Origin of the sequence: Nocardiopsis codii, assembly GCF_036327455.1 — a bacterium.
GTDB classification, from domain to species: Bacteria; Actinomycetota; Actinomycetes; order Streptosporangiales; family Streptosporangiaceae; genus Nocardiopsis; species Nocardiopsis codii.
In genome coordinates this window covers 1-17,327 of sequence record NZ_JAUZMY010000012.1, presented here as the reverse complement: position 1 = coordinate 17,327, position 17,327 = coordinate 1, and the positions used below count along the sequence as shown (strand labels likewise).

At 71.9% G+C, this 17,327-nt stretch carries 18 protein-coding genes; 14 read left to right on the top strand and 4 right to left on the bottom strand.

Annotation, left to right across the window (positions count from 1 at the left end):
- Window positions 1-100 precede the first annotated feature (100 nt).
- Window positions 101-1,516 (bottom strand): LPXTG cell wall anchor domain-containing protein, encoded by a 1,416-nt coding sequence (locus Q8791_RS13765; RefSeq protein ID WP_330092079.1) that lies wholly within the window; start codon window positions 1,514-1,516, stop codon window positions 101-103.
- A gap of 254 nt (window positions 1,517-1,770) precedes the next feature.
- Between Q8791_RS13765 and Q8791_RS13760 the strand changes: the two genes are divergently transcribed.
- From Q8791_RS13760 to Q8791_RS13725, 8 genes are all read left to right on the top strand, one after another.
- Window positions 1,771-2,880, top strand: a complete 1,110-nt coding sequence (locus tag Q8791_RS13760; protein ID WP_330092078.1) for a heme/hemin ABC transporter substrate-binding protein — start codon at window positions 1,771-1,773, stop codon at window positions 2,878-2,880.
- A complete protein-coding gene (locus tag Q8791_RS13755) occupies window positions 2,877-3,989 on the top strand; it encodes a FecCD family ABC transporter permease (protein ID WP_407941996.1) in 1,113 nt (370 codons plus the stop codon). The genes Q8791_RS13760 and Q8791_RS13755 overlap by 4 nt, the downstream gene beginning before the upstream one ends.
- Window positions 3,986-4,867: a heme ABC transporter ATP-binding protein gene (locus tag Q8791_RS13750; RefSeq protein ID WP_330092077.1), complete on the top strand. Its 882-nt coding sequence runs from the start codon at window positions 3,986-3,988 to the stop codon at window positions 4,865-4,867. The genes Q8791_RS13755 and Q8791_RS13750 overlap by 4 nt, the downstream gene beginning before the upstream one ends.
- A gap of 167 nt (window positions 4,868-5,034) precedes the next feature.
- Window positions 5,035-5,721 carry a class E sortase gene (locus tag Q8791_RS13745; protein ID WP_330092076.1) on the top strand — a complete coding sequence of 229 codons (687 nt, stop codon included), beginning with the start codon at window positions 5,035-5,037 and terminating at the stop codon, window positions 5,719-5,721.
- 11 nt (window positions 5,722-5,732) lie between these two features.
- Window positions 5,733-5,999 (top strand): hypothetical protein, encoded by a 267-nt coding sequence (locus tag Q8791_RS13740; RefSeq protein ID WP_330092075.1) that lies wholly within the window; start codon window positions 5,733-5,735, stop codon window positions 5,997-5,999.
- 219 nt (window positions 6,000-6,218) lie between these two features.
- Window positions 6,219-7,940 (top strand): DEAD/DEAH box helicase, encoded by a 1,722-nt coding sequence (locus tag Q8791_RS13735; RefSeq protein ID WP_330092074.1) that lies wholly within the window; start codon window positions 6,219-6,221, stop codon window positions 7,938-7,940.
- Between the two features lie 144 nt (window positions 7,941-8,084).
- Window positions 8,085-9,014, top strand: coding sequence for a zinc metalloprotease (locus Q8791_RS13730; RefSeq protein WP_407942000.1), 930 nt, complete (start codon window positions 8,085-8,087; stop codon window positions 9,012-9,014).
- A gap of 251 nt (window positions 9,015-9,265) precedes the next feature.
- Window positions 9,266-10,288 carry a tryptophan--tRNA ligase gene (locus tag Q8791_RS13725; protein WP_330092072.1) on the top strand — a complete coding sequence of 341 codons (1,023 nt, stop codon included), beginning with the start codon at window positions 9,266-9,268 and terminating at the stop codon, window positions 10,286-10,288.
- A 5-nt stretch (window positions 10,289-10,293) separates the two neighbouring features.
- On the opposite strand, the gene Q8791_RS13720 is transcribed toward Q8791_RS13725, so the two are convergent.
- Both Q8791_RS13720 and Q8791_RS13715 read right to left on the bottom strand, forming a co-directional pair.
- Window positions 10,294-10,872 carry a nicotinamidase gene (locus Q8791_RS13720; protein ID WP_330092071.1) on the bottom strand — a complete coding sequence of 193 codons (579 nt, stop codon included), beginning with the start codon at window positions 10,870-10,872 and terminating at the stop codon, window positions 10,294-10,296.
- A 70-nt stretch (window positions 10,873-10,942) separates the two neighbouring features.
- Window positions 10,943-12,244: a nicotinate phosphoribosyltransferase gene (locus Q8791_RS13715; RefSeq protein ID WP_330092070.1), complete on the bottom strand. Its 1,302-nt coding sequence runs from the start codon at window positions 12,242-12,244 to the stop codon at window positions 10,943-10,945.
- Between the two features lie 130 nt (window positions 12,245-12,374).
- On the opposite strand from Q8791_RS13715, the gene Q8791_RS13710 reads away from it, so the two are divergent.
- From Q8791_RS13710 to rdgB, 6 genes are all read left to right on the top strand, one after another.
- Window positions 12,375-12,797, top strand: a complete 423-nt coding sequence (locus Q8791_RS13710; RefSeq protein WP_330092069.1) for a M67 family metallopeptidase — start codon at window positions 12,375-12,377, stop codon at window positions 12,795-12,797.
- A 96-nt stretch (window positions 12,798-12,893) separates the two neighbouring features.
- Entirely contained in the window at window positions 12,894-13,172 is a 279-nt protein-coding gene (locus Q8791_RS13705; RefSeq protein ID WP_330092068.1) for a MoaD/ThiS family protein, read from the top strand.
- A gap of 7 nt (window positions 13,173-13,179) precedes the next feature.
- Window positions 13,180-14,127 (top strand): PLP-dependent cysteine synthase family protein, encoded by a 948-nt coding sequence (locus Q8791_RS13700; protein WP_330092067.1) that lies wholly within the window; start codon window positions 13,180-13,182, stop codon window positions 14,125-14,127.
- 319 nt (window positions 14,128-14,446) lie between these two features.
- On the top strand, window positions 14,447-15,199 hold the full coding sequence (locus Q8791_RS13695; RefSeq protein ID WP_330092066.1) for an MBL fold metallo-hydrolase: 753 nt from the start codon (window positions 14,447-14,449) through the stop codon (window positions 15,197-15,199).
- A 91-nt stretch (window positions 15,200-15,290) separates the two neighbouring features.
- Window positions 15,291-16,010 (top strand): ribonuclease PH, encoded by a 720-nt coding sequence (gene rph, locus Q8791_RS13690; protein WP_330092065.1) that lies wholly within the window; start codon window positions 15,291-15,293, stop codon window positions 16,008-16,010.
- A gap of 56 nt (window positions 16,011-16,066) precedes the next feature.
- Window positions 16,067-16,672, top strand: a complete 606-nt coding sequence (gene rdgB / locus Q8791_RS13685; protein WP_330092064.1) for an RdgB/HAM1 family non-canonical purine NTP pyrophosphatase — start codon at window positions 16,067-16,069, stop codon at window positions 16,670-16,672.
- Window positions 16,673-17,107: 435 nt separating this feature from the next.
- Here rdgB and Q8791_RS13680 read toward each other — a convergent pair.
- A partial coding sequence (locus Q8791_RS13680; protein WP_330092063.1) for a hypothetical protein occupies window positions 17,108-17,327 on the bottom strand: 220 nt, incomplete at its 5' end.

Here is a 17,327-nt window from a genome sequence, read left to right as displayed (position 1 = left end):
ATGGGTGGGGAGGGCGGCCTCCGGCGCGTGCCGGGGGCCGGTGGGGCGGCCCCGGCTGAGCGGGAGCGGCGGGGTCCACCGGTGGGGGGTCGTGGGACGGTCAGCCGGTGGCCGGGTCCGGGGTGGTGTCGGTTCCGCGTCGGCGGCGGGTGGCGATGATCGCCGCGGCGCCGGTCAGCGCGGCCACCGCGGCGGCCAGGACGAGGCCGTGGAGTTCGGCGCCGGTGCGGGGGAGTCGCGCCGGGGTGCTGTCCGCACCGCCGCCACCGCTGCCGTTGCCGCCGCCACCGGCGTTGTCGCCGCCGCCGGAACCGCCGCCGGAACCGCCGCCGGAACCGCCGTCGCCCGCTCCCGATCCGGAGCCGAAGGAGACGGGGACGAACACGTCCTGGCTGCGGTCGCTGGACCGGGTGTGGTCGTTGCGGGTGACCACCGCGCACTCCGTGCCGGAGGAGGCGCAGTCGGTGTTCTCGTCACTGGCCCTGACCTCCAGCTGGACGCTGAAGCCGCCGTCGGTCCCGCTGCCGGTGTACGGGGTCGTCAGTCCCTCGCCGTAGGGCGGGGGGTTGCTGGAGACCCACACCGACGCGCCGCCGGAACCGTCCATGTCCACGCCGCCGATGCACGGGCTGGGAGCCTGGCCCGGGCCGGCGGAACCGGTGTCGCACAGGGCGACGTAGACGCCCTTGGAGGTGTCGTAGCCGGTGCCGGTGACCGTGACGGTCTCACCGCCCGGGGCGAGCCCCGAGGTCTTGGAGACGGTGAGCGCCGGGGTGCCCGGCTCCCGGGGCACGGGGGCCTGCGGGCTGACGGGCTGGGCCTGGGGCTGCGTCTGCGGGGTGGTCCGGGGAGCGGTCTGGGGAGACGTCTCGGGCACGGCGGCCGCGGCGGCGAAGGCCACCGGGACCTGGCCCACCACGACCGGTGCGGCGGGGGCGGACACGGGAGTGCTCGTCCCCGCTCCGGGGGAGGCGACCGGCTCGGCGTCCTGGGCGGCGTCTGCGTCGGGCGCCCAGGTCCCTCCGGTGGTCCCTCCGTCCTCCGCCGGGGCGGGACCGACCTCCAGGAGCCGGATCTCGAACGGGTCCTCGGCCGCGTCCAGCCCGGCCTCGGCGGCGAACCCGGCGCCGGTGTCGAGGGGGACGGTGAAGGTTCCGCGTGCGCCGACCTCCACTGTCACCGCGTTGCCGGAGTCGGACACGGCCCCGTCGTCGGTGGACCCGGTGCCCGCGGCCTCCGCAGGGACGGCCCAGGTGGTGACCTCGACCAGCGAACCGGGGGCGTGACCGATCCCGGAGACGGTGACGGTGTCACCCTCGGGATCGAGGTCCTCGGTCCGGTTCACGGTGGTGACGCGGGGGTGCCGGGGCTCCTCGTCCGGGGAGGGGGCGGGCTCGGCGAGTGCCGCGGTCGGACCGGTCGTGACCAGCACCGCGGCGACGGCGGTGGCTGCGAGGGGCGGGACGAGCCCGCGGCGCCGCCCGTGTCCGGGGCGGGGGGAAACCGCTGCTTGCATCAGGGGCCTTCGCTTCGTGCGGGTGCGATGGGAGTTCCGCCGCCCGCGTGACGTGGGGAAAGATATTTAGGTTACGCTTACTTTAGTGAAGTGAGCCTTGCCTAACTCGAAGTCCGCGCCGGAACAGTTGAACACCGAAGCATCAGACTTGTCAAGATGATGACGAAGTGTCATATAAAGGGCGTTGTCGCATCCCCGCTCCCAGGCGACACCCGCCCGTGCACCCGGCACACGGACCACCGAAAGCGACCCCCATGCCACTCGCCGAACCGCGGCACCGCCTGCGCCGACGCCGCCCGCGCGCACGAACAGCCTCCGTCCTCGCCGCCGCGTGCGGCCTCGCCCTGGCCCTGGCCGGGTGCACCGGCGGAGGCGGCGCCCCCGACGCGCCCTCCCCGGGCGACAGCGCCGCCGACATCCCCGACTTCTCCGACAACCGCCTCCAGCCGCTGGAGGAGACCGGAACCCCCGAACTCCCCGTCACCGTCGACTCGGTCGTCCTCGACCCGTACCGCACGAGCTCCGACCCCCTGGAGTACGAGCAGGTCGAGGTCGCCGACGTCAGCCGCATCCTGCCGCTCACCGGCAGCCTCGCCGAGATCGTCTTCACACTCGGCCTCGGCGGCAGCGTCGTCGGCCGCGACGTCGCGGCCACGTTCCAGGAGGCCGCCGACCTCCCCGTCATCAGCGAGGGGCACGAGGTCTCCGCCGAGAGCGTGCTCGCCCTCGAACCCACGGTGATCCTCGCCGACACCCAGACCGGCCCGCCCGAGGCGATCGAGCAGATCCAGCGGTCCGGCGTCCCCGTCGTCATCGTCGAGGAGGCCTGGTCCATCGACGAGATGTACCCGCGCTTCGAGCGGGTCGCGGAGGCGCTCGGCGTCCCCGCGGACGGCGCGGCCCTGTCCGAGCGGACACAGGCGCAGATGGCCGACGTCCGAGAGGGCTCCACCGGGTCCGGGGACGGCCCCCTCGTCGCCTTCCTCTACCTGCGCGGCACCGCCGGGGTCTACCTCCTCGGCGGTGAGGGGTCGGGAGCCGACGCCATGCTCGCCGAGATCGGAGCACGCGACGCCGGGGTCGAGATGGGACTCACCACACCGTTCACCCCCATCACCACCGAGGCACTCATCGCGGCCCAGCCCGACGTGCTCCTCGTCATGACCAAGGGCCTGGAGTCCGTGGGCGGCATCGACGGGCTCGTCGAGATCCCCGGGGTCGCCCAGACACCCGCCGGAGCCGCGCGCGCGGTCGTCGACTTCGAGGACGGCGTCCTGCTCAACTTCGGCCCCCGCACGCCCCAGGTCATCGTGGCCCTCGCCGACGAGCTGGCCGCCGTCCAGGGGGAGGGGGGAGGCGAGTGAGCGCCGTCGACACCGCCGTCACAGGCAGGGACGCGGGAGAGAGCGGGTCCCCCGCCGACCGCGGCGGACGGGCCGCGCGCCGCCTCCGGGCCGTCCTCCTGCTGACCGGCCTCGGCGCCGGCCTCGTGGCGGTCTCCCTCGTCGCGGCCGGGGCGGGGGCCTACCCCGTCCCCGCCGAGCAGGTCGCCGCGTCGATCCTGCACGCGGTCGGCCTGGAGGTCGGCACGCCCCCCGACCGGATCGGCCACACGGTGCTGTGGGACGTGCGGTTCCCCCGCGTGGTCCTCGCCGTCATGGTCGGCGCCGCCCTGGGCGCCGCGGGCGCCATGATGCAGGGCATCTTCGGCAACCCCCTCGCCGAACCCGGCGTCATCGGGGTCTCCTCCGGGGCCGCAGTCGGTGCGATCGTGGTCATCTTCACCGGCCTGACCGTGTTCGGCCACTGGACGATCATCGCCGCGTCGTTCGTGTTCGGACTGGCCACGACCCTGTTCGTGTACGTCTTCGCGCGCTCGCGCGGGCGCACCGAGGTCGTCACCCTGCTGCTCACGGGCATCGCCGTCAACGCGGTCGCGGGGGCGGCGATCGGCCTGATGACCAACTTCTCCCAGGACGCCGAGATCCAGACCATCACCTTCTGGCAGCTCGGCAGCGTCTCCACCGCCACCTGGTCCAAGGTCGCCGCGATCGCCCCGTGCCTCCTGGCCGGACTGGCGGTGATCCCCGTCTACGCCCGGCGCCTCGACCTGCTCGCGCTCGGCGAGGGGCCCGCCCGCCACCTGGGCGTGGACGTCGAGCGCATGCGCCTGGTCCTCATCTGCGCCCTGGCACTGCTCACCTCGGCCGCAGTCGCGTTCGCCGGGATCGTCGCGTTCATCGGCCTGGTCGTCCCGCACATCATCCGCATGATCACCGGACCCGGCCACCGCGTCCTGCTGCCCGCCAGCGCGCTCGGCGGCGGACTCCTCCTCCTCGCCGCCGACCTGCTCGCCCGCACCGTCGCCGCCCCCGCCGAGATCCCCCTCGGCGTGGTCACGGCCGCGCTCGGCGGTCCGTTCTTCTTCTACCTTCTGCACCGCACCCGCGCCAAGCAGGGAGGATGGTCGTGAACACCCTTCCCCGGCTGCGCCGGCGGATCACCGCCGCCGTCGCCCCCCTGTCCCGGCCCCCCGCGCTCCCGGTCCGCTCGGCGCCCGGCGCGGAGGTGGTCCGGGCCGAGGGCGTCACCGTCCGACGGGGCGGTCGCGCCCTCCTGGACGGGGTCGACCTCACGGTCCGGGCCGGTGAGCTCCTCGCGCTGGTCGGGCCCAACGGAGCCGGAAAGTCCACCCTCCTCTCCGCCCTGTCCGGCGACGTCACCGGCGGACCGGGCAGGGGGGAGGCGGACGAGGGCGCCGTGTACCTCTTCGACAGGCCGCTCTCCGCGTGGACTCCGCCACAGCTCGCGCTGCGGCGGGCCGTCCTCCCGCAGGAGGCGTCGGTCAGCTTCCCGTTCTCGGTCGCCGAGCTCGTCGCCATGGGCCGGGCGCCGTGGGCGGGCCTGGGCGACCCCGCCTCCGACGACTCCGCCGTCGCCGCGGCCATGGACGGCGCGGGCGTCACCCACCTGGCCGGACGCCGGTTCCCCACCCTCTCCGGGGGCGAACGCGCCAGGGTGATGCTCGCGCGGGTCCTCGCCCAGGGGGCCCAGGTGCTCATGCTGGACGAGCCGACGGCGGCCCTCGACATCCGGCACCAGGAACTCGTCCTGTCCATCGCGCGTCAGATCGCGGAGGACGGCGGGGCGGTTATCGTGGTCCTGCACGATTTGGGGCTTGCGGCAGCCTACGCCCATCGTGTGGCGATACTCTCCGGAGGACGGGTCGCCGCGCAGGGAGCCCCCGCCGACGTGTTCCGCGCGCCCCTGCTCAGCACCGTCTACCAGCACGAGGTCGAAGTCCTGCCGCACCCGCGTACCGGGGTCCCGCTGGTCGTGCCCCTCCGGTAGGTGTCCGGCGCACACGAGAGCGTCCACAGGAGTAGGTCGTATTGGTGTCCACAACTGAACGGCAGCCACACGAAGAGCCCCCGTACGAGCGCGGGGAGGGGCGTCGTCGGGCCTCGGGCGGCCGACGCCGCCGGGCGCCCCGGCGCCGGGCCACACCGGGAGACGTCGTGCGCGGGTTCGTCCGGTTCGTCGGCGAGATCCTCCTGACGGCCGGGCTGCTCATGCTCTTCTACGCCGGGTACGAGGTCTACGGTTCCCAATGGGAGACCGACCGCGAGCAGCAGGGTCTGGCGGACGGGCTGAACGAGGCGTGGGCGGCGACGACGGACGAGTCCGGACCGGACTCCGAACCGCTGCCCGGCAGCGCCGACAGCCGCCTCTACGTCCCCAGCCTCGACCTGGACTGGGTGGTGGTCAACGGCACCACGCCGGACGACATCCGCTACAGCCCGGGGCACTACACCGAGTACCCCAGCAGCGCCGGGGGCGCGGGCAACTACGCGATCGCCGCGCACCGCACCCCGGGTCTGTTCTGGGACATGGACCTGCTGAACAACGGTGACGTACTGGTCCTGGAGGACGGTGAGAACTTCTACACGTACGAGGTCTTCCAGGAGGAGACGGTCCTGCCCACCGACGTGTGGGTGATCGAGCCGGATCCGTTCGACGACGTCGAGGGTGCAGGGGAGGGCGACCCCGAGCGGTCCCTGATCACGCTCACCACCTGCGCGCCGAAGCTGAACAACACGCACAGGCTCATCGTCTGGGGTGAGCTGGTGGAGACCACGCCCAAGTCCGAGGGGATGCCCGAGTCGATCGCGCACATGGCCCCCGAGTCCGACGCGGCCGAGTAGGGGTAACGCGAATGTACGGTCTGATCTGGCGCATCCTGCCCGGCCCGTGGGCCTCGAAGTTCATCATGGCGGTCGGCCTCCTGGTCGGCGCCGCTGCCCTGCTGTGGTTGTTCGCCTTCCCGGCGATCTCCCCGCACATGCCGTTCAACGACGGCGCCGTCGACACCCAGGGTGTCGGAGCGGGCAGTGGGGACGGCGGCGGTGAGGAGGCGGTCACCGGTGAGGTTTCGGAGGATCCGGGGGCCGAAGGGCTTCCCGGGGAGGAAGGGGCTTCCTAGGCGGAGGCATCCGGGGGCGGGCGCCGGCACGGCTCCCGCCCCCGGCCCCGTGTCGGCAGGGCGCGGGGCCGCCCGGCCGGGGCCGGGAGCGAAGGGGCGGGGCGCCCGCATGCGGGCGAACGGCGCGGTCGTGTGGGCGGCACCACTGGCGGGGCTCCCGGTCCGGTCCGCCACGACCGCTAACCTCTAGCAGGTGAGCAACGGGGGACGGTTCTGAGAATGACGGTGACGCAGACCACTACGGAGGACCGCCTGCGGGGGCTCCGCGCTTGGCAGCGGGAGGCGTTCGAGGAGTACTTCCGGCGGGACCCACGCGACTTCCTCGCCGTGGCGACCCCGGGCGCGGGCAAGACCACCTTCGCGCTCACGCTGGCCACCGAACTCCTCCAGCGGCACGCCGTGCGGGCCATCACCATCGTGTGCCCCACCGAGCACCTCAAGAAGCAGTGGGCCGAGGCCGCCGCACGGTTCGGTATCGCCATCGACCCCGACTTCAAGAACGGCCAGGGCGCGCTCGGCCGGCAGTACATCGGGGTAGCCGTCACCTACGCGCAGGTCGCCGCGCACCCGATGCTGCACCGCAACCGCACCGAGGCGCGCAAGACCCTCGTGATCTTCGACGAGGTCCACCACGCCGGCGACGCCCTGTCCTGGGGCGACGCGGCGCGTGAGGCCTTCGACCCGGCGGCCAGACGGCTCTCGCTCACCGGAACCCCGTTCCGCTCCGACATCAACCCCATCCCCTTCGTGGACTACGTCCCCGACGCCGCCGGGGTGCGCCGCTGCTCGTGGGACTACAACTACGGGTACGGTCCCGCCCTGGAGGACGGGGTCGTGCGCCCCGTCATCTTCATGGCCTACTCCGGTGAGATGCGCTGGCGCACCCGCGCGGGGGACGAACTCGCGGCCAGGCTCGGGGAGCCCCTCACCCAGGACGCCCTCTCCCAGGCGTGGCGCGCGGCGCTGGACCCCAAGGGCGACTGGATCAAGCGGGTGCTCCAGGCCGCGGACCGGCGCCTGACCGAGGTCCGCAAGACGCACCCCGACGCGGGCGCGCTGGTCATCGCCAGCGACCACGAGAACGCCCGCGCCTACTCGCGCATCATCCGGCAGATCACCGGCAAGGGCGCCACCGTGGTGCTCTCCGACGACCCCACGGCCTCCCGGAAGATCTCCCGGTTCGCCGTCGGCGACGACCGGTGGATGGTCGCGGTGCGCATGGTGTCGGAGGGGGTGGACGTGCCGCGGCTGATGGTCGGCGTGTACGCCACCTCCACCAGTACCGCCCTGTTCTTCGCCCAGGCGATCGGCCGTTTCGTGCGGGTGCGCCAGCGCGGCGAGGTGGCGTCGGTGTTCCTGCCCTCGGTCCCGACCCTGCTGGAGTACGCGGGCGAGATGGAGCGCGAGCGCGACCACGTGCTGGACAAGCCCCCGCCCGGCGACGACGAGTACCCGGAGGAGGACCTCCTCAAGGAGGCCAACCGCAAGCGCGACAGCCCCGACGCGGGGGAGGAGCTGCCGTTCGAGACGATGGAGTCGGCGGCCGAGTTCGACCGCGCCCTCTACGACGGCGCCGAGTACGGCGGCGTCCCGGGCTCCTCCGAGGAGGAGGACTTCCTGGGGCTTCCGGGTCTGCTCGATCCGCAGCAGGTCTCCCAGCTGCTGCGCAAGCGCAAGGCCGACATCCGGGCCGGTGAGCGCAAGGCGAAGAAGGACGATCCCTCCGAGGAGGAGGGCCCCACCCACGAGGTGGTGGCCGACCTGCGCCGCGAGCTCAGCGGGCTGGTGGGCGCCTGGCACCACCGGACGGGCAAGCCGCACGGGGTCATCCACAACGAGCTGCGCCGCGCGTGCGGCGGGCCCCCGGTCGCCCAGGCGTCCCCGCCGCAGATCCGCGAGCGGATCGCCAAGCTCCGCACCTGGGCGGTCGGCGGCAAGTAGCCCGGACAGGGGTCCCGAATCGGGCAAACACTTCGTCAGTATGCGCACGGCTACCAAGCTGAATGTAATCGTGTGATTACAGTCCGTGATGTGACTCGACGAAACGCTCGCGGTGGCTCAGCCGCACTCTGGACCGGACTGCTGATGTGCGGCTTCGCACTGACCGGAACGGTCGTGGCCCTGCCGCCCGACCAGGCCGGGGCCCAGGCCGCACCCGCCCGCGTGGTGGGGGAGGGCGGCGCCTCCCTGGAGGAGTGCGCGCCCGGCCCGGCGGCACGGGTGAGCGATCCCACCGCCGCGGTCCCCGAGGGAGGCGAGCTCACCCCCGAGCAGGCCGCGGAGTACGACAGGCAGTTCCGCGAGGCGGTCCTGCCCCTGCGCGGACACGAGATCCAGCCGCCCCAGGCCGTACCGGTCGTGGTCCACGTCATCTCCGCGGAGGACGGCCGGGGCAACGTGCCGGCCGCGCGCATCCGCGACCAGATCGACGTCCTCAACACCGCCTACCGGGGCGGCTACGCGACCGAGGGCGCCGACACCGGCTTCAGCTTCGAACTGACCGAGGTCACCCGGACGGTGAACGACACCTGGTTCACCCGGTTCGGCGAGTACCGCGACACGATCCGCGCCGAACTGCGCCAGGGCGACGCCGGGACGCTCAACATCTACACCGCCGACCTGGGGACGGGGCTGCTCGGGTTCTCGACCTTCCCCCAGGACTACGAGTCGGCCCCCGAGCAGGACGGGGTCGCGATCGCCCACGACACCCTGCCCGGCGGTGGCCGCGAGGGCTTCGACCTCGGCCACACCGGCACCCACGAGGTCGGCCACTGGCTGGGCCTGTTCCACACGTTCCAGAACGGGTGCAGCTCGCCCGGCGACTACGTGGACGACACCCCGTACGAGCGGGAGGCCGCCTCCGGCTGCCCCGAGGGCAGGGACTCCTGCCCCCGCAAGGCGGGCAAGGACCCCGTCAGCAACTTCATGAACTACAGCGACGACAGCTGCATGAGCCACTTCACGGAGGGGCAGGCCGTTCGCATCGCGGAGCACTGGGCGGCCTTCCGCTCCTGACCGGACGGATCAGGACGCCGCTCGCACGGCCCCGGGGCGCTTCGCCCCGGGGCCTTCCGCCGCCCCGGCACGGCGCCCCGGGCCACCGCGCGCCGCCCGAGGCGTGCTCCCGCGCTCCGGACCGCCGCCCGGTCGCCACCCGCAGGGGCAGCCCGCGGGCCCGGCACCCGGAACGTCCCTCCCACGCCGCGGACCTGGCGGCGGGCGGACCGGGACGGGGGAGCGCCCGCGAACGCCGCTAGGCTGAGGGCATGGCAGCGAACACCTACCTGACCGGTATCAAGCCCACCGGTGACTTCCACCTGGGCAACTACGTCGGCGCGATCAAGCCCGCCCTGGCCGCGGCGCTGGAGTACGAGACGTACTACTTCGTCGCGGACTACCACGCGCTCAACACCGTCAAGGACGCGGGCGAGCTCCGCCACAGCATCCGGTCGGGCGCTGCCACCTGGCTCGCGTGCGGTCTCGACCCGGAGCGGACGATCGTCTACCAGCAGTCCAAGGTGCCCGAGACGTTCGAGCTCACCACCATCCTGGGCGCCCTGACCCCCAAGGGCCTCATGAACCGCGCGCACGCCTACAAGGCCGCCCGCGACCGCAACACCGAGGCCGGGATCACCGACCTGGACGCCGGGATCAACATGGGGCTGTACAACTACCCCATCCTCATGGCCGCCGACATCCTCGTCATGGAGGGCACGCACGTCCCCGTCGGCCGGGACCAGTCCCAGCACATCGAGTACACCGCCGACATCGCCGGGTACTTCAACCACCGCTTCGGCGGGTCGTACACCTTCCCGGTCCCCAAGGGCGTCATCGACCAGGGCGACGGCAGCATCCTGCCCGGCACCGACGGCCGCAAGATGAGCAAGTCCTACGACAACCACATCCCGCTGTTCCTGCCGGAGGCCAAGCTCAAGAAGGCCATCCGCCGCATCCCGACCGACTCCACCCCGGTGGAGGACCCCAAGGACCCCGACGGCTCGGTGCCGGTCCAGCTCCTCGGCCACTTCGCCGACGCCGAAACCGTCGCCGACGTGCGCCGACGCCTGGAGGCCGGGGGCATGGGCTGGGGCGAGCTCAAGAACGAGCTCTTCGAGGCGGTCAACGCCGAACTCGGACCCAAGCGCGAGCGCTACGACCACCTGATGGCGAACCCCTCCGAGATCGACGAGGTCCTGGAGGCCGGTTCCGCGCGGGGCCGCGCGCGGGCCCGCCCCCCCCACCACCGGGGGGGGGGGGGGGGCCCCCCCCCCCCCCCCCCGCCGCAGTGAGGCGGTCAGCCCACCAGCGGCTCGCCCTCCAGCTCCACACCCGCCTCGCGCAGCCGCTCCAGCGCGGTGGCCACGGTGTCCGCGGACACCCCGGCGGTCAGCCCGAGCAGGACCCGTGCGCGGATCCCCTCGGCCGCCGCGTCCATCGCCGTCGCCCGCACGCAGTGGTCCGTGGCGATCCCCACCACGTCCACCTCGTCGACCCCCCGCGCGCGCAGCCAGTCGGCCATCAGGGTCGTGCCGTCGCTCGCGGTGCCCTCGAAACCGCTGTACGCCGCCGTGTACAGCCCCTTGCTGAACACCTCCTCGGCCAGCGACCCGTCGAATTCGGGGTGGAACTCGGCCCCGGGCGTCCCCACCTCGCAGTGCCGTGGCCAGCTGTCCACGAAGTCCGGACTCTCGGAGAAGTGCGCGCCCGGGTCGATGTGGTAGTCGCGGGTCGCCACCACGTGGTCGTAGGAGTCGGCGTTGGCCCGTGCGTACTCGGTGACGGCCCCCGCGGTCTCGGCGCCGCCCGTGACTCCCAGGCTGCCGCCCTCGCAGAAGTCGTTCTGAAGGTCCACCACGATGAGTGCCCTGGTCATCCGGCACCCCTTTCTCGCGTCTGTCGGTCAGGTCTCGGAACACCGGGGCCGTCACCCCGTGTACGGCGGCTCAGTGGAAGACCGTCGGAAGCGCGGTCTCGCCGCGCGACATTCTCAGGGCCTGCTCGGGAAGCTCGGCGACCGTCGAACGGTGCCGCTCCCTCGCCTCGTGGACGCTCTCGCGTCCCACCACCACGCCCTCGCTGACCAGGGGACGCAACAGCGGACGCAACCCCACGCCCGGTGACGGATCGTGGGGGAACACCTCCTCCGCCACGGCGATCCCCTTGTCGTCGAGGCGTCGCGACGCCCATTTGCGGCCGCCCCTGCTGGGCTTGCCCACCGAGCGCTTGGCCACGGGTTCCAGAGGTGCGTCCGCCTCCAGGCCTCGGGCCCGCGCCACCAGCTTGTACACGAGGGACACCGTCGGCGCCCCCGACCCCGTCACCAGAGAGGTACCCACTCCGTAACCGTCCACCGGTGCCACGGCCAGGGCCAGGATGGAGTACTCGTCGAGGTCTCCGGTCACCACGATGCGGGTGCCGGTCGCGCCGAGGGCGTCCAGCTGCGCACGCACCCGGGAGGCGGTCGCGCCCAGGTCGCCCGAGTCGATGCGCACCGCGCCCAGCTCCGGTCCGGCCAGTTCCAGGGCGGTGGCCACCGCGCGTTCCACGTCGAACGTGTCCACCAGCAGGGTGGTCCCCGTGCCCATGGACTCCAGCTGTGCCTTGAACGCGTGCCGCTCGCTGTCGTGCAGCAGCGTGAACGCGTGCGCCGCCGTGCCGCCGGTCGGCACGCCGTGGGTGCGCCCCGCCTCCAGGTTGGAGGAGGTCGCGAACCCGGCCACGTACGCGGCGCGCGCCGCGGCGACCGCCGACCGCTCGTGGGTGCGGCGCGACCCCATCTCGATCAGGGGCCGGCCCCCCGCGGCCACCGACATCCGGCTGGCGGCCGAGGCGATCGCGGTGTCGTGGTTGTACACCGACAGCGCCAGGGTCTCCAGGATCACGGACTCGGCGAACGTGCCCTCGACCACGAGGATGGGGGAGCCGGGGAAGTACGCCTCGCCCTCGCCGTAGCCCCACACGTTCCCGGAGAACCGGTAGTCGGCCAGCCATTCCAGGGTGCGGTCGTCCACCACCCCGTTGTCCGACAGGAAGTCCAGTTCCGCGGTGTCGAACCTGAACCGTTCCAGGAGGTCCAGGAACCTGCCGGTCCCGGAGACGATCCCGTACCGCCGGCCCTCGGGCAGGCGCCGGCCGAACATCTCGAACACCGACCGACGCGGGGCGGCACCGCTGTGCAGGGCCCCCTGGAGCATCGTCAGTTCATAGTGGTCGGTGAGCAGCGCGCTGCTGCTGTCGTCGCTCATGGGGACGAGCCTAATCCGTGCGCGATGAGCCACGACGGGCGGCCCACCAGCCACGGACCAGCGGGGGTCCCGCGTCCGGTAACAATACCCATTCGGTTGGTAGGGAACGAGATGTGGGTACTCTGGACGCATGCTGAGGATTGATCGCTCGATCTACGACAAGATCGTCGCCCACGCCCGCCGCGACCACCCCGACGAGGCGTGCGGCGTCGTGGCCGGACCCGAGAAGTCCGACCTCCCCGAGCGGTTCATCGAGATGGCCAACGCGGAGCGGTCCCCGACCTTCTACCGGTTCGACTCCCTCGAACAGCTCAAGGTCTGGCGGGAGATGGACGACAGGGACGAGGAGCCCGTCGTGATCTACCACTCCCACACCGCCACCGAGGCCTACCCCTCGCGCACCGACATCTCCTACGCGTCCGAGCCCGGCGCGCACTACGTGCTCGTCTCCACCCGGGAGCCCGACGCCGTCGAGTTCCGCTCCTACCGGATCGTCGACGGCCAGGTCACCGAGGAACCGGTGGAGGTCGTCGGCGCGGGCGCCGACCAGTAGGTTCCCCCTCCCGGGGCCTGCGCCCAGGAATGGGCGCGGGACACCCCCTGTTGGGAATGTACGCACACCAACCCACCGCGAAGGAAGACACTCTTCATGGCCATCGAGGTCCGCATCCCCACCATCCTGCGCAACCTGACCGACGACGCGAAGGTCGTCGAGGGGTCCGGCGCCACCATCGGAGAGCTGTTCACCGACCTGGACGGCCGCTACCCGGGCATCGGTGAGCGCCTGGTGGACGGCGGCAAGCTGCGCCGCTTCATCAACGTGTACCTGAACGACGAGGACGTGCGGTTCGTCGGCGGCCTGGAGGCCGAGCTCTCCGACGGCGACAGCGTCACCGTCCTGCCGGCCGTCGCCGGCGGAAGCCGCTAGGACGCTCATGCGCTACGACTCCCTGCTCGACTCCCTCGGAGGCACGCCGCTCGTCGGCCTGCCCAGCCTCTCGCCGTCGCCCCGGGTCCGGCTGTGGGCGAAGCTGGAGGACCGCAATCCCACGGGCTCGATCAAGGACCGCACCGCGTTCTTCATGATCGAACAGGCCGAGAAGGACGGACTGCTGTTCCCCGGCTGCACCATCCTGGAGCCGACGTCGGGGAACACCGGCATCTCGCTGGCGATGGTCGCCAAGCTGCGCGGCTACCGCATGGTCTGCGTCATGCCGGAGAACACCTCCGCCGAGCGCAGGCAGCTGCTCGCCATGTGGGGGGCCGAGGTCCACTACTCCGAGGCGGCGGGCGGGTCCAACGAGGCCGTCCGCGTCGCGAAGGAGATGGCGGTGGAGCATCCCGAGTGGGTGATGCTCTACCAGTACGGCAACCCGGCGAACGCGCGTGCCCACTACGAGTCCACCGGCCCCGAGATCCTCGCCGACCTGCCCGAGATCACCCACTTCGTGGCCGGGCTCGGCACCACCGGGACCCTCATGGGCGCGGGCCGCTACCTGCGCGAACAGCGGCCCGACATCCGGGTCGTCGCGGCGGAGCCCCGGTACGGCGAGCTGGTGTACGGGCTGCGCAACCTCGACGAGGGCTTCGTGCCCGAGCTGTACGACGAGTCGGTGCTCACCACGCGCTTCTCCGTTCCGGCCGAGGCCGCGCTCCGGCGCACCCGCGAGCTCCTCGACAAGGAGGGCATCTTCGCGGGCATCTCCACCGGGGGCGCCCTGCACGCCGCGATGGGCGTGGCGGCCAAGGCGGAGAAGGCGGGGGAACGCGCCGACATCGCCTTCGTCATCGCCGACGCGGGATGGAAGTACCTGTCCACCGGCGCCTACGAGGGCACGCTGGAGGAGGCCGAGGAGCGGCTCGACGGCCAGCTCTGGGCCTGAGCGCGCGACGCGTCCCGGACTCCGCGGCTCCGGGACGCAGTGAGGGTCGGCACCCGGGAAGGGTGCCGGCCCTCACGCCGTTCTGAACACAACCGAAACACGGCCTGAACAACGTAGACAGAACACGTCAAAGTGTGTGAAAAATTCACACGTGACGGACGTCGCGTGAGACGCGGGCCACATTTTGTACCACCCGGGCGGCCATTGGGGTAGACCCGTAACAACGGGACATCCGCAGAACCAGCCGCCATCCGCACTCCGCCTCACATGCCGGGGGTGCCACGGAAGCCGCGCGGCCCATCGAGAAGGCGACGACGACGTGCGACTCACGATTATCGGGTCCTCGGGGAGCTTCCCCGGGCCGGACAGCCCGGCCTCCTGTTACATGCTCGAGGCGGACGGCTACCGCCTCCTGCTCGACATGGGCAACGGCGCGCTCGGAGCCCTCCAGCGGTACATCGACATCTACTCCGTCGACGCCGTGTACCTGAGCCATCTGCACGCCGACCACTGCTTCGACCTGTGCTCCTACTGGGTGGCGAGGATGTTCCACCCGGACGGCGCCAAGCCGCGCATCCCCGTCTACGGACCCAAGGGCGTGGCCGACCGGGTCGCGGAGGCGTACGGCCTGGAAACCGACCCCGGCATGACCGAGGTCTTCGACTTCCACGAGCTCGCCCCCGGCTCCTTCCGGATCGGCCCGTTCTCCGTCCGCGTGGACTACGTCAACCACCCGGTCGAGGCCTTCGGCATCCGCCTGGAGCACGGCGGGGTGTCCATGGCCTACTCCGGTGACACCGGCGTGTGCGACTCCCTGGTCGACCTCGCGACGGACACCGACCTCTTCCTGTGCGAGGCGGCCTTCCAGGACCACGTCGAGCACCCCAAGGACATGCACCTCACGGGCAGCGAGGCGGGCGACCACGCCAACCGGGCGCGAGCCCGCGAGCTGCTCCTCACCCACCTCGTGCCGTGGAACGACGACGCCGTCACCCTCGCCGAGGCGAGCTCCACCTTCGGGGGGCCGATCGGGCTGGCCCGCAGCGGACAGGTGCACGCCATCGGCCGCTGACGGGAGGGGCGGGGCGTGGTGGGCGTCCCACCGGGACGGACAGTTGTGCGCACCCGCACCGCAGGTCCCTCCTCGGATATACGCTTCTGGCATGGCCCGACCTGACGGACGCGTTCCGACCCAACTCCGCCCCGTGACCATCACCCGCAACTGGCTGCGCCAGGCGGAAGGCTCCGCACTCATCGAGTTCGGGGACACCCGTGTACTGTGCGCCGCCACCGTCGAGGACGGCGTCCCCCGCTGGCGCCGGGGCACCGGCGAGGGGTGGGTCACCGCCGAGTACGCGATGCTGCCCCGCGCCACCGACACCCGTGGGGCACGGGAGTCGGTCCGCGGCAAGATCGGCGGACGCACCCACGAGATCTCCCGCCTGATCGGCCGCTCCCTGCGCGCCGTCGTGGACTTCAAGGCGATGGGCGAGCACACCATCACCCTGGACTGCGACGTCCTCCAGGCGGACGGCGGGACCCGCACCGCCGCGATCACCGGCGCCTACGTGGCGATGGCCGACGCGATGAAGTACCTGCGCAAGCGCCGCAAGCTCAAGAACAACCCGCTGACCAGCTCCCTCGCCGCGGTCAGCGTCGGCGTGGTCCAGGGACAGCCCCGGCTGGACCTGAACTACCTGGAGGACTCGGTCGCCCAGACCGACATGAACGTCGTCCTCACCGGGGACGGAAAGTTCGTCGAGGTCCAGGGCACCGCTGAGGGCGACCCGTTCGACCGCGCCCTCCTCGACCAACTGCTCGACCTCGCCGCCGCCGGCTGCGAGGAACTGACCGCGATCCAGAAGAAGGCACTGGCGGAGTGACCGCGATGAACAGCGTCGGCCCACGAATCGGCGGTGTTCCCGGAGGAGGGGGAACGGTGAAGATCGTCCTTGCGACACGCAACGCCAAGAAGGTGCCGGAGATGCGCGCCATCCTGGCCGAGGCCGGCGTGAAGGCGGAGGTGGTCTCGCTCGACGCCTTCCCGGACGCGCCGGAGGTTCCCGAGACCGAACCCTCGTTCATCGGGAACGCGCTGCTGAAGGCACGTGCGATCGCCGCCCACACCGGGCTCCCCGCGGTCGCCGACGACTCCGGCCTGGCCGTCGACGAGTTGAAGGGCATGCCCGGGGTGCTGTCCGCCCGCTGGGCCGGCCGCTTCGGCGAGGGGGACCAGGACCGGGCCAACCTGGACCTCGTCCTCGACCAGCTGGCGGACACCCCGTCCGAGCGCCGCGGCGGGGAGTTCGTGTGCGCGGCGGTCCTGGTGATGCCGGACGGGACCGAGGTGGTCGCGGAGGGAGTACTGCGCGGTCGCCTGGCGCGTGAGCGCCGGGGCGAGAACGGGTTCGGCTACGACCCGGTCTTCGTCCCCGAGGGGGAGACCCGCACCACGGCCGAGCTGAGCGCGGAGGAGAAGAACGCGATCAGCCACCGCGGGATCGCCTTCCGGCAACTGGCCAAGGACCTGGCCGACATGGTCTGACCCGCGACGCCGCGGGTGGAGGGGCGGTACCGGGACCTCGCGTCCGGGTGCCGCCCCCCGTCGTTCCCGGGGCGGGGGCGGGGGGCGGCACAGGAAATCCTCGCTCCGCGTGTTTGGGCCCCGGGGCGGAGGGGCAGGACAGTCGTTGCACGACAAGTAAGCCGTAAGAGACACACGATCCGGTGGATCGGGTGCTCCGGCAGGCGCGGATCCGCGGATCGCCCCCCTCGGGGCAGAGGGACGCGGGACGCCCGTGGACACAGGGGTTCTCCCCGAGCCCGGGCCGGTTTGACGCCGTCGGAGTAGTTGCCTATAGTCGACCGAGTCGCTGCGGGACGGCGAGGATCCATCTTCGGATCACTCGGAACCGGACCGCGATCCGACAATCCTCCTCCAGAGCCGCCTGGTTCGAGCATGTGCTCGGAGCATGTAAGCTCAGGGAGTTGCCTCGAAAGAGGGAAAACGGGTTTCTTTAGCCCGATCGGGTGCGCAGGAAAAACCGCAGGGTTTTGAAAGCGCAAATGCGAAAAACCGCCGATTTGGCGGGGCGCGGAACACCTGATAAAGTAAAGACACAACAAAGCGGAAACGCAGACGCCTTCCACGGAAGAGCACACGGTCCACCAGGATCGGGCTTGTACGGGAAGAGCGGTTG

Excerpts from the sequence above, each read along its gene's own strand:
- Q8791_RS13710 (WP_330092069.1), top strand. The coding sequence starts at position 12,375 with ATGCTGAGGATTGATCGCTCGATCTACGACAAGATCGTCGCCCACGCC.
- Q8791_RS13735 (WP_330092074.1), top strand. The coding sequence starts at position 6,219 with ATGACGGTGACGCAGACCACTACGGAGGACCGCCTGCGGGGGCTCCGC.
- Q8791_RS13715 (WP_330092070.1), bottom strand. The coding sequence starts at position 12,244 with ATGAGCGACGACAGCAGCAGCGCGCTGCTCACCGACCACTATGAACTG.
- Q8791_RS13730 (WP_407942000.1), top strand. The coding sequence starts at position 8,085 with ATGTGCGGCTTCGCACTGACCGGAACGGTCGTGGCCCTGCCGCCCGAC.
- Q8791_RS13760 (WP_330092078.1), top strand. The coding sequence starts at position 1,771 with ATGCCACTCGCCGAACCGCGGCACCGCCTGCGCCGACGCCGCCCGCGC.
- Q8791_RS13740 (WP_330092075.1), top strand. The coding sequence starts at position 5,733 with ATGTACGGTCTGATCTGGCGCATCCTGCCCGGCCCGTGGGCCTCGAAG.
- rph (WP_330092065.1), top strand. The coding sequence starts at position 15,291 with ATGGCCCGACCTGACGGACGCGTTCCGACCCAACTCCGCCCCGTGACC.
- Q8791_RS13700 (WP_330092067.1), top strand. The coding sequence starts at position 13,180 with ATGCGCTACGACTCCCTGCTCGACTCCCTCGGAGGCACGCCGCTCGTC.
- Q8791_RS13725 (WP_330092072.1), top strand. The coding sequence starts at position 9,266 with ATGGCAGCGAACACCTACCTGACCGGTATCAAGCCCACCGGTGACTTC.
- Q8791_RS13705 (WP_330092068.1), top strand. The coding sequence starts at position 12,894 with ATGGCCATCGAGGTCCGCATCCCCACCATCCTGCGCAACCTGACCGAC.
- Q8791_RS13765 (WP_330092079.1), bottom strand. The coding sequence starts at position 1,516 with ATGCAAGCAGCGGTTTCCCCCCGCCCCGGACACGGGCGGCGCCGCGGG.
- Q8791_RS13720 (WP_330092071.1), bottom strand. The coding sequence starts at position 10,872 with ATGACCAGGGCACTCATCGTGGTGGACCTTCAGAACGACTTCTGCGAG.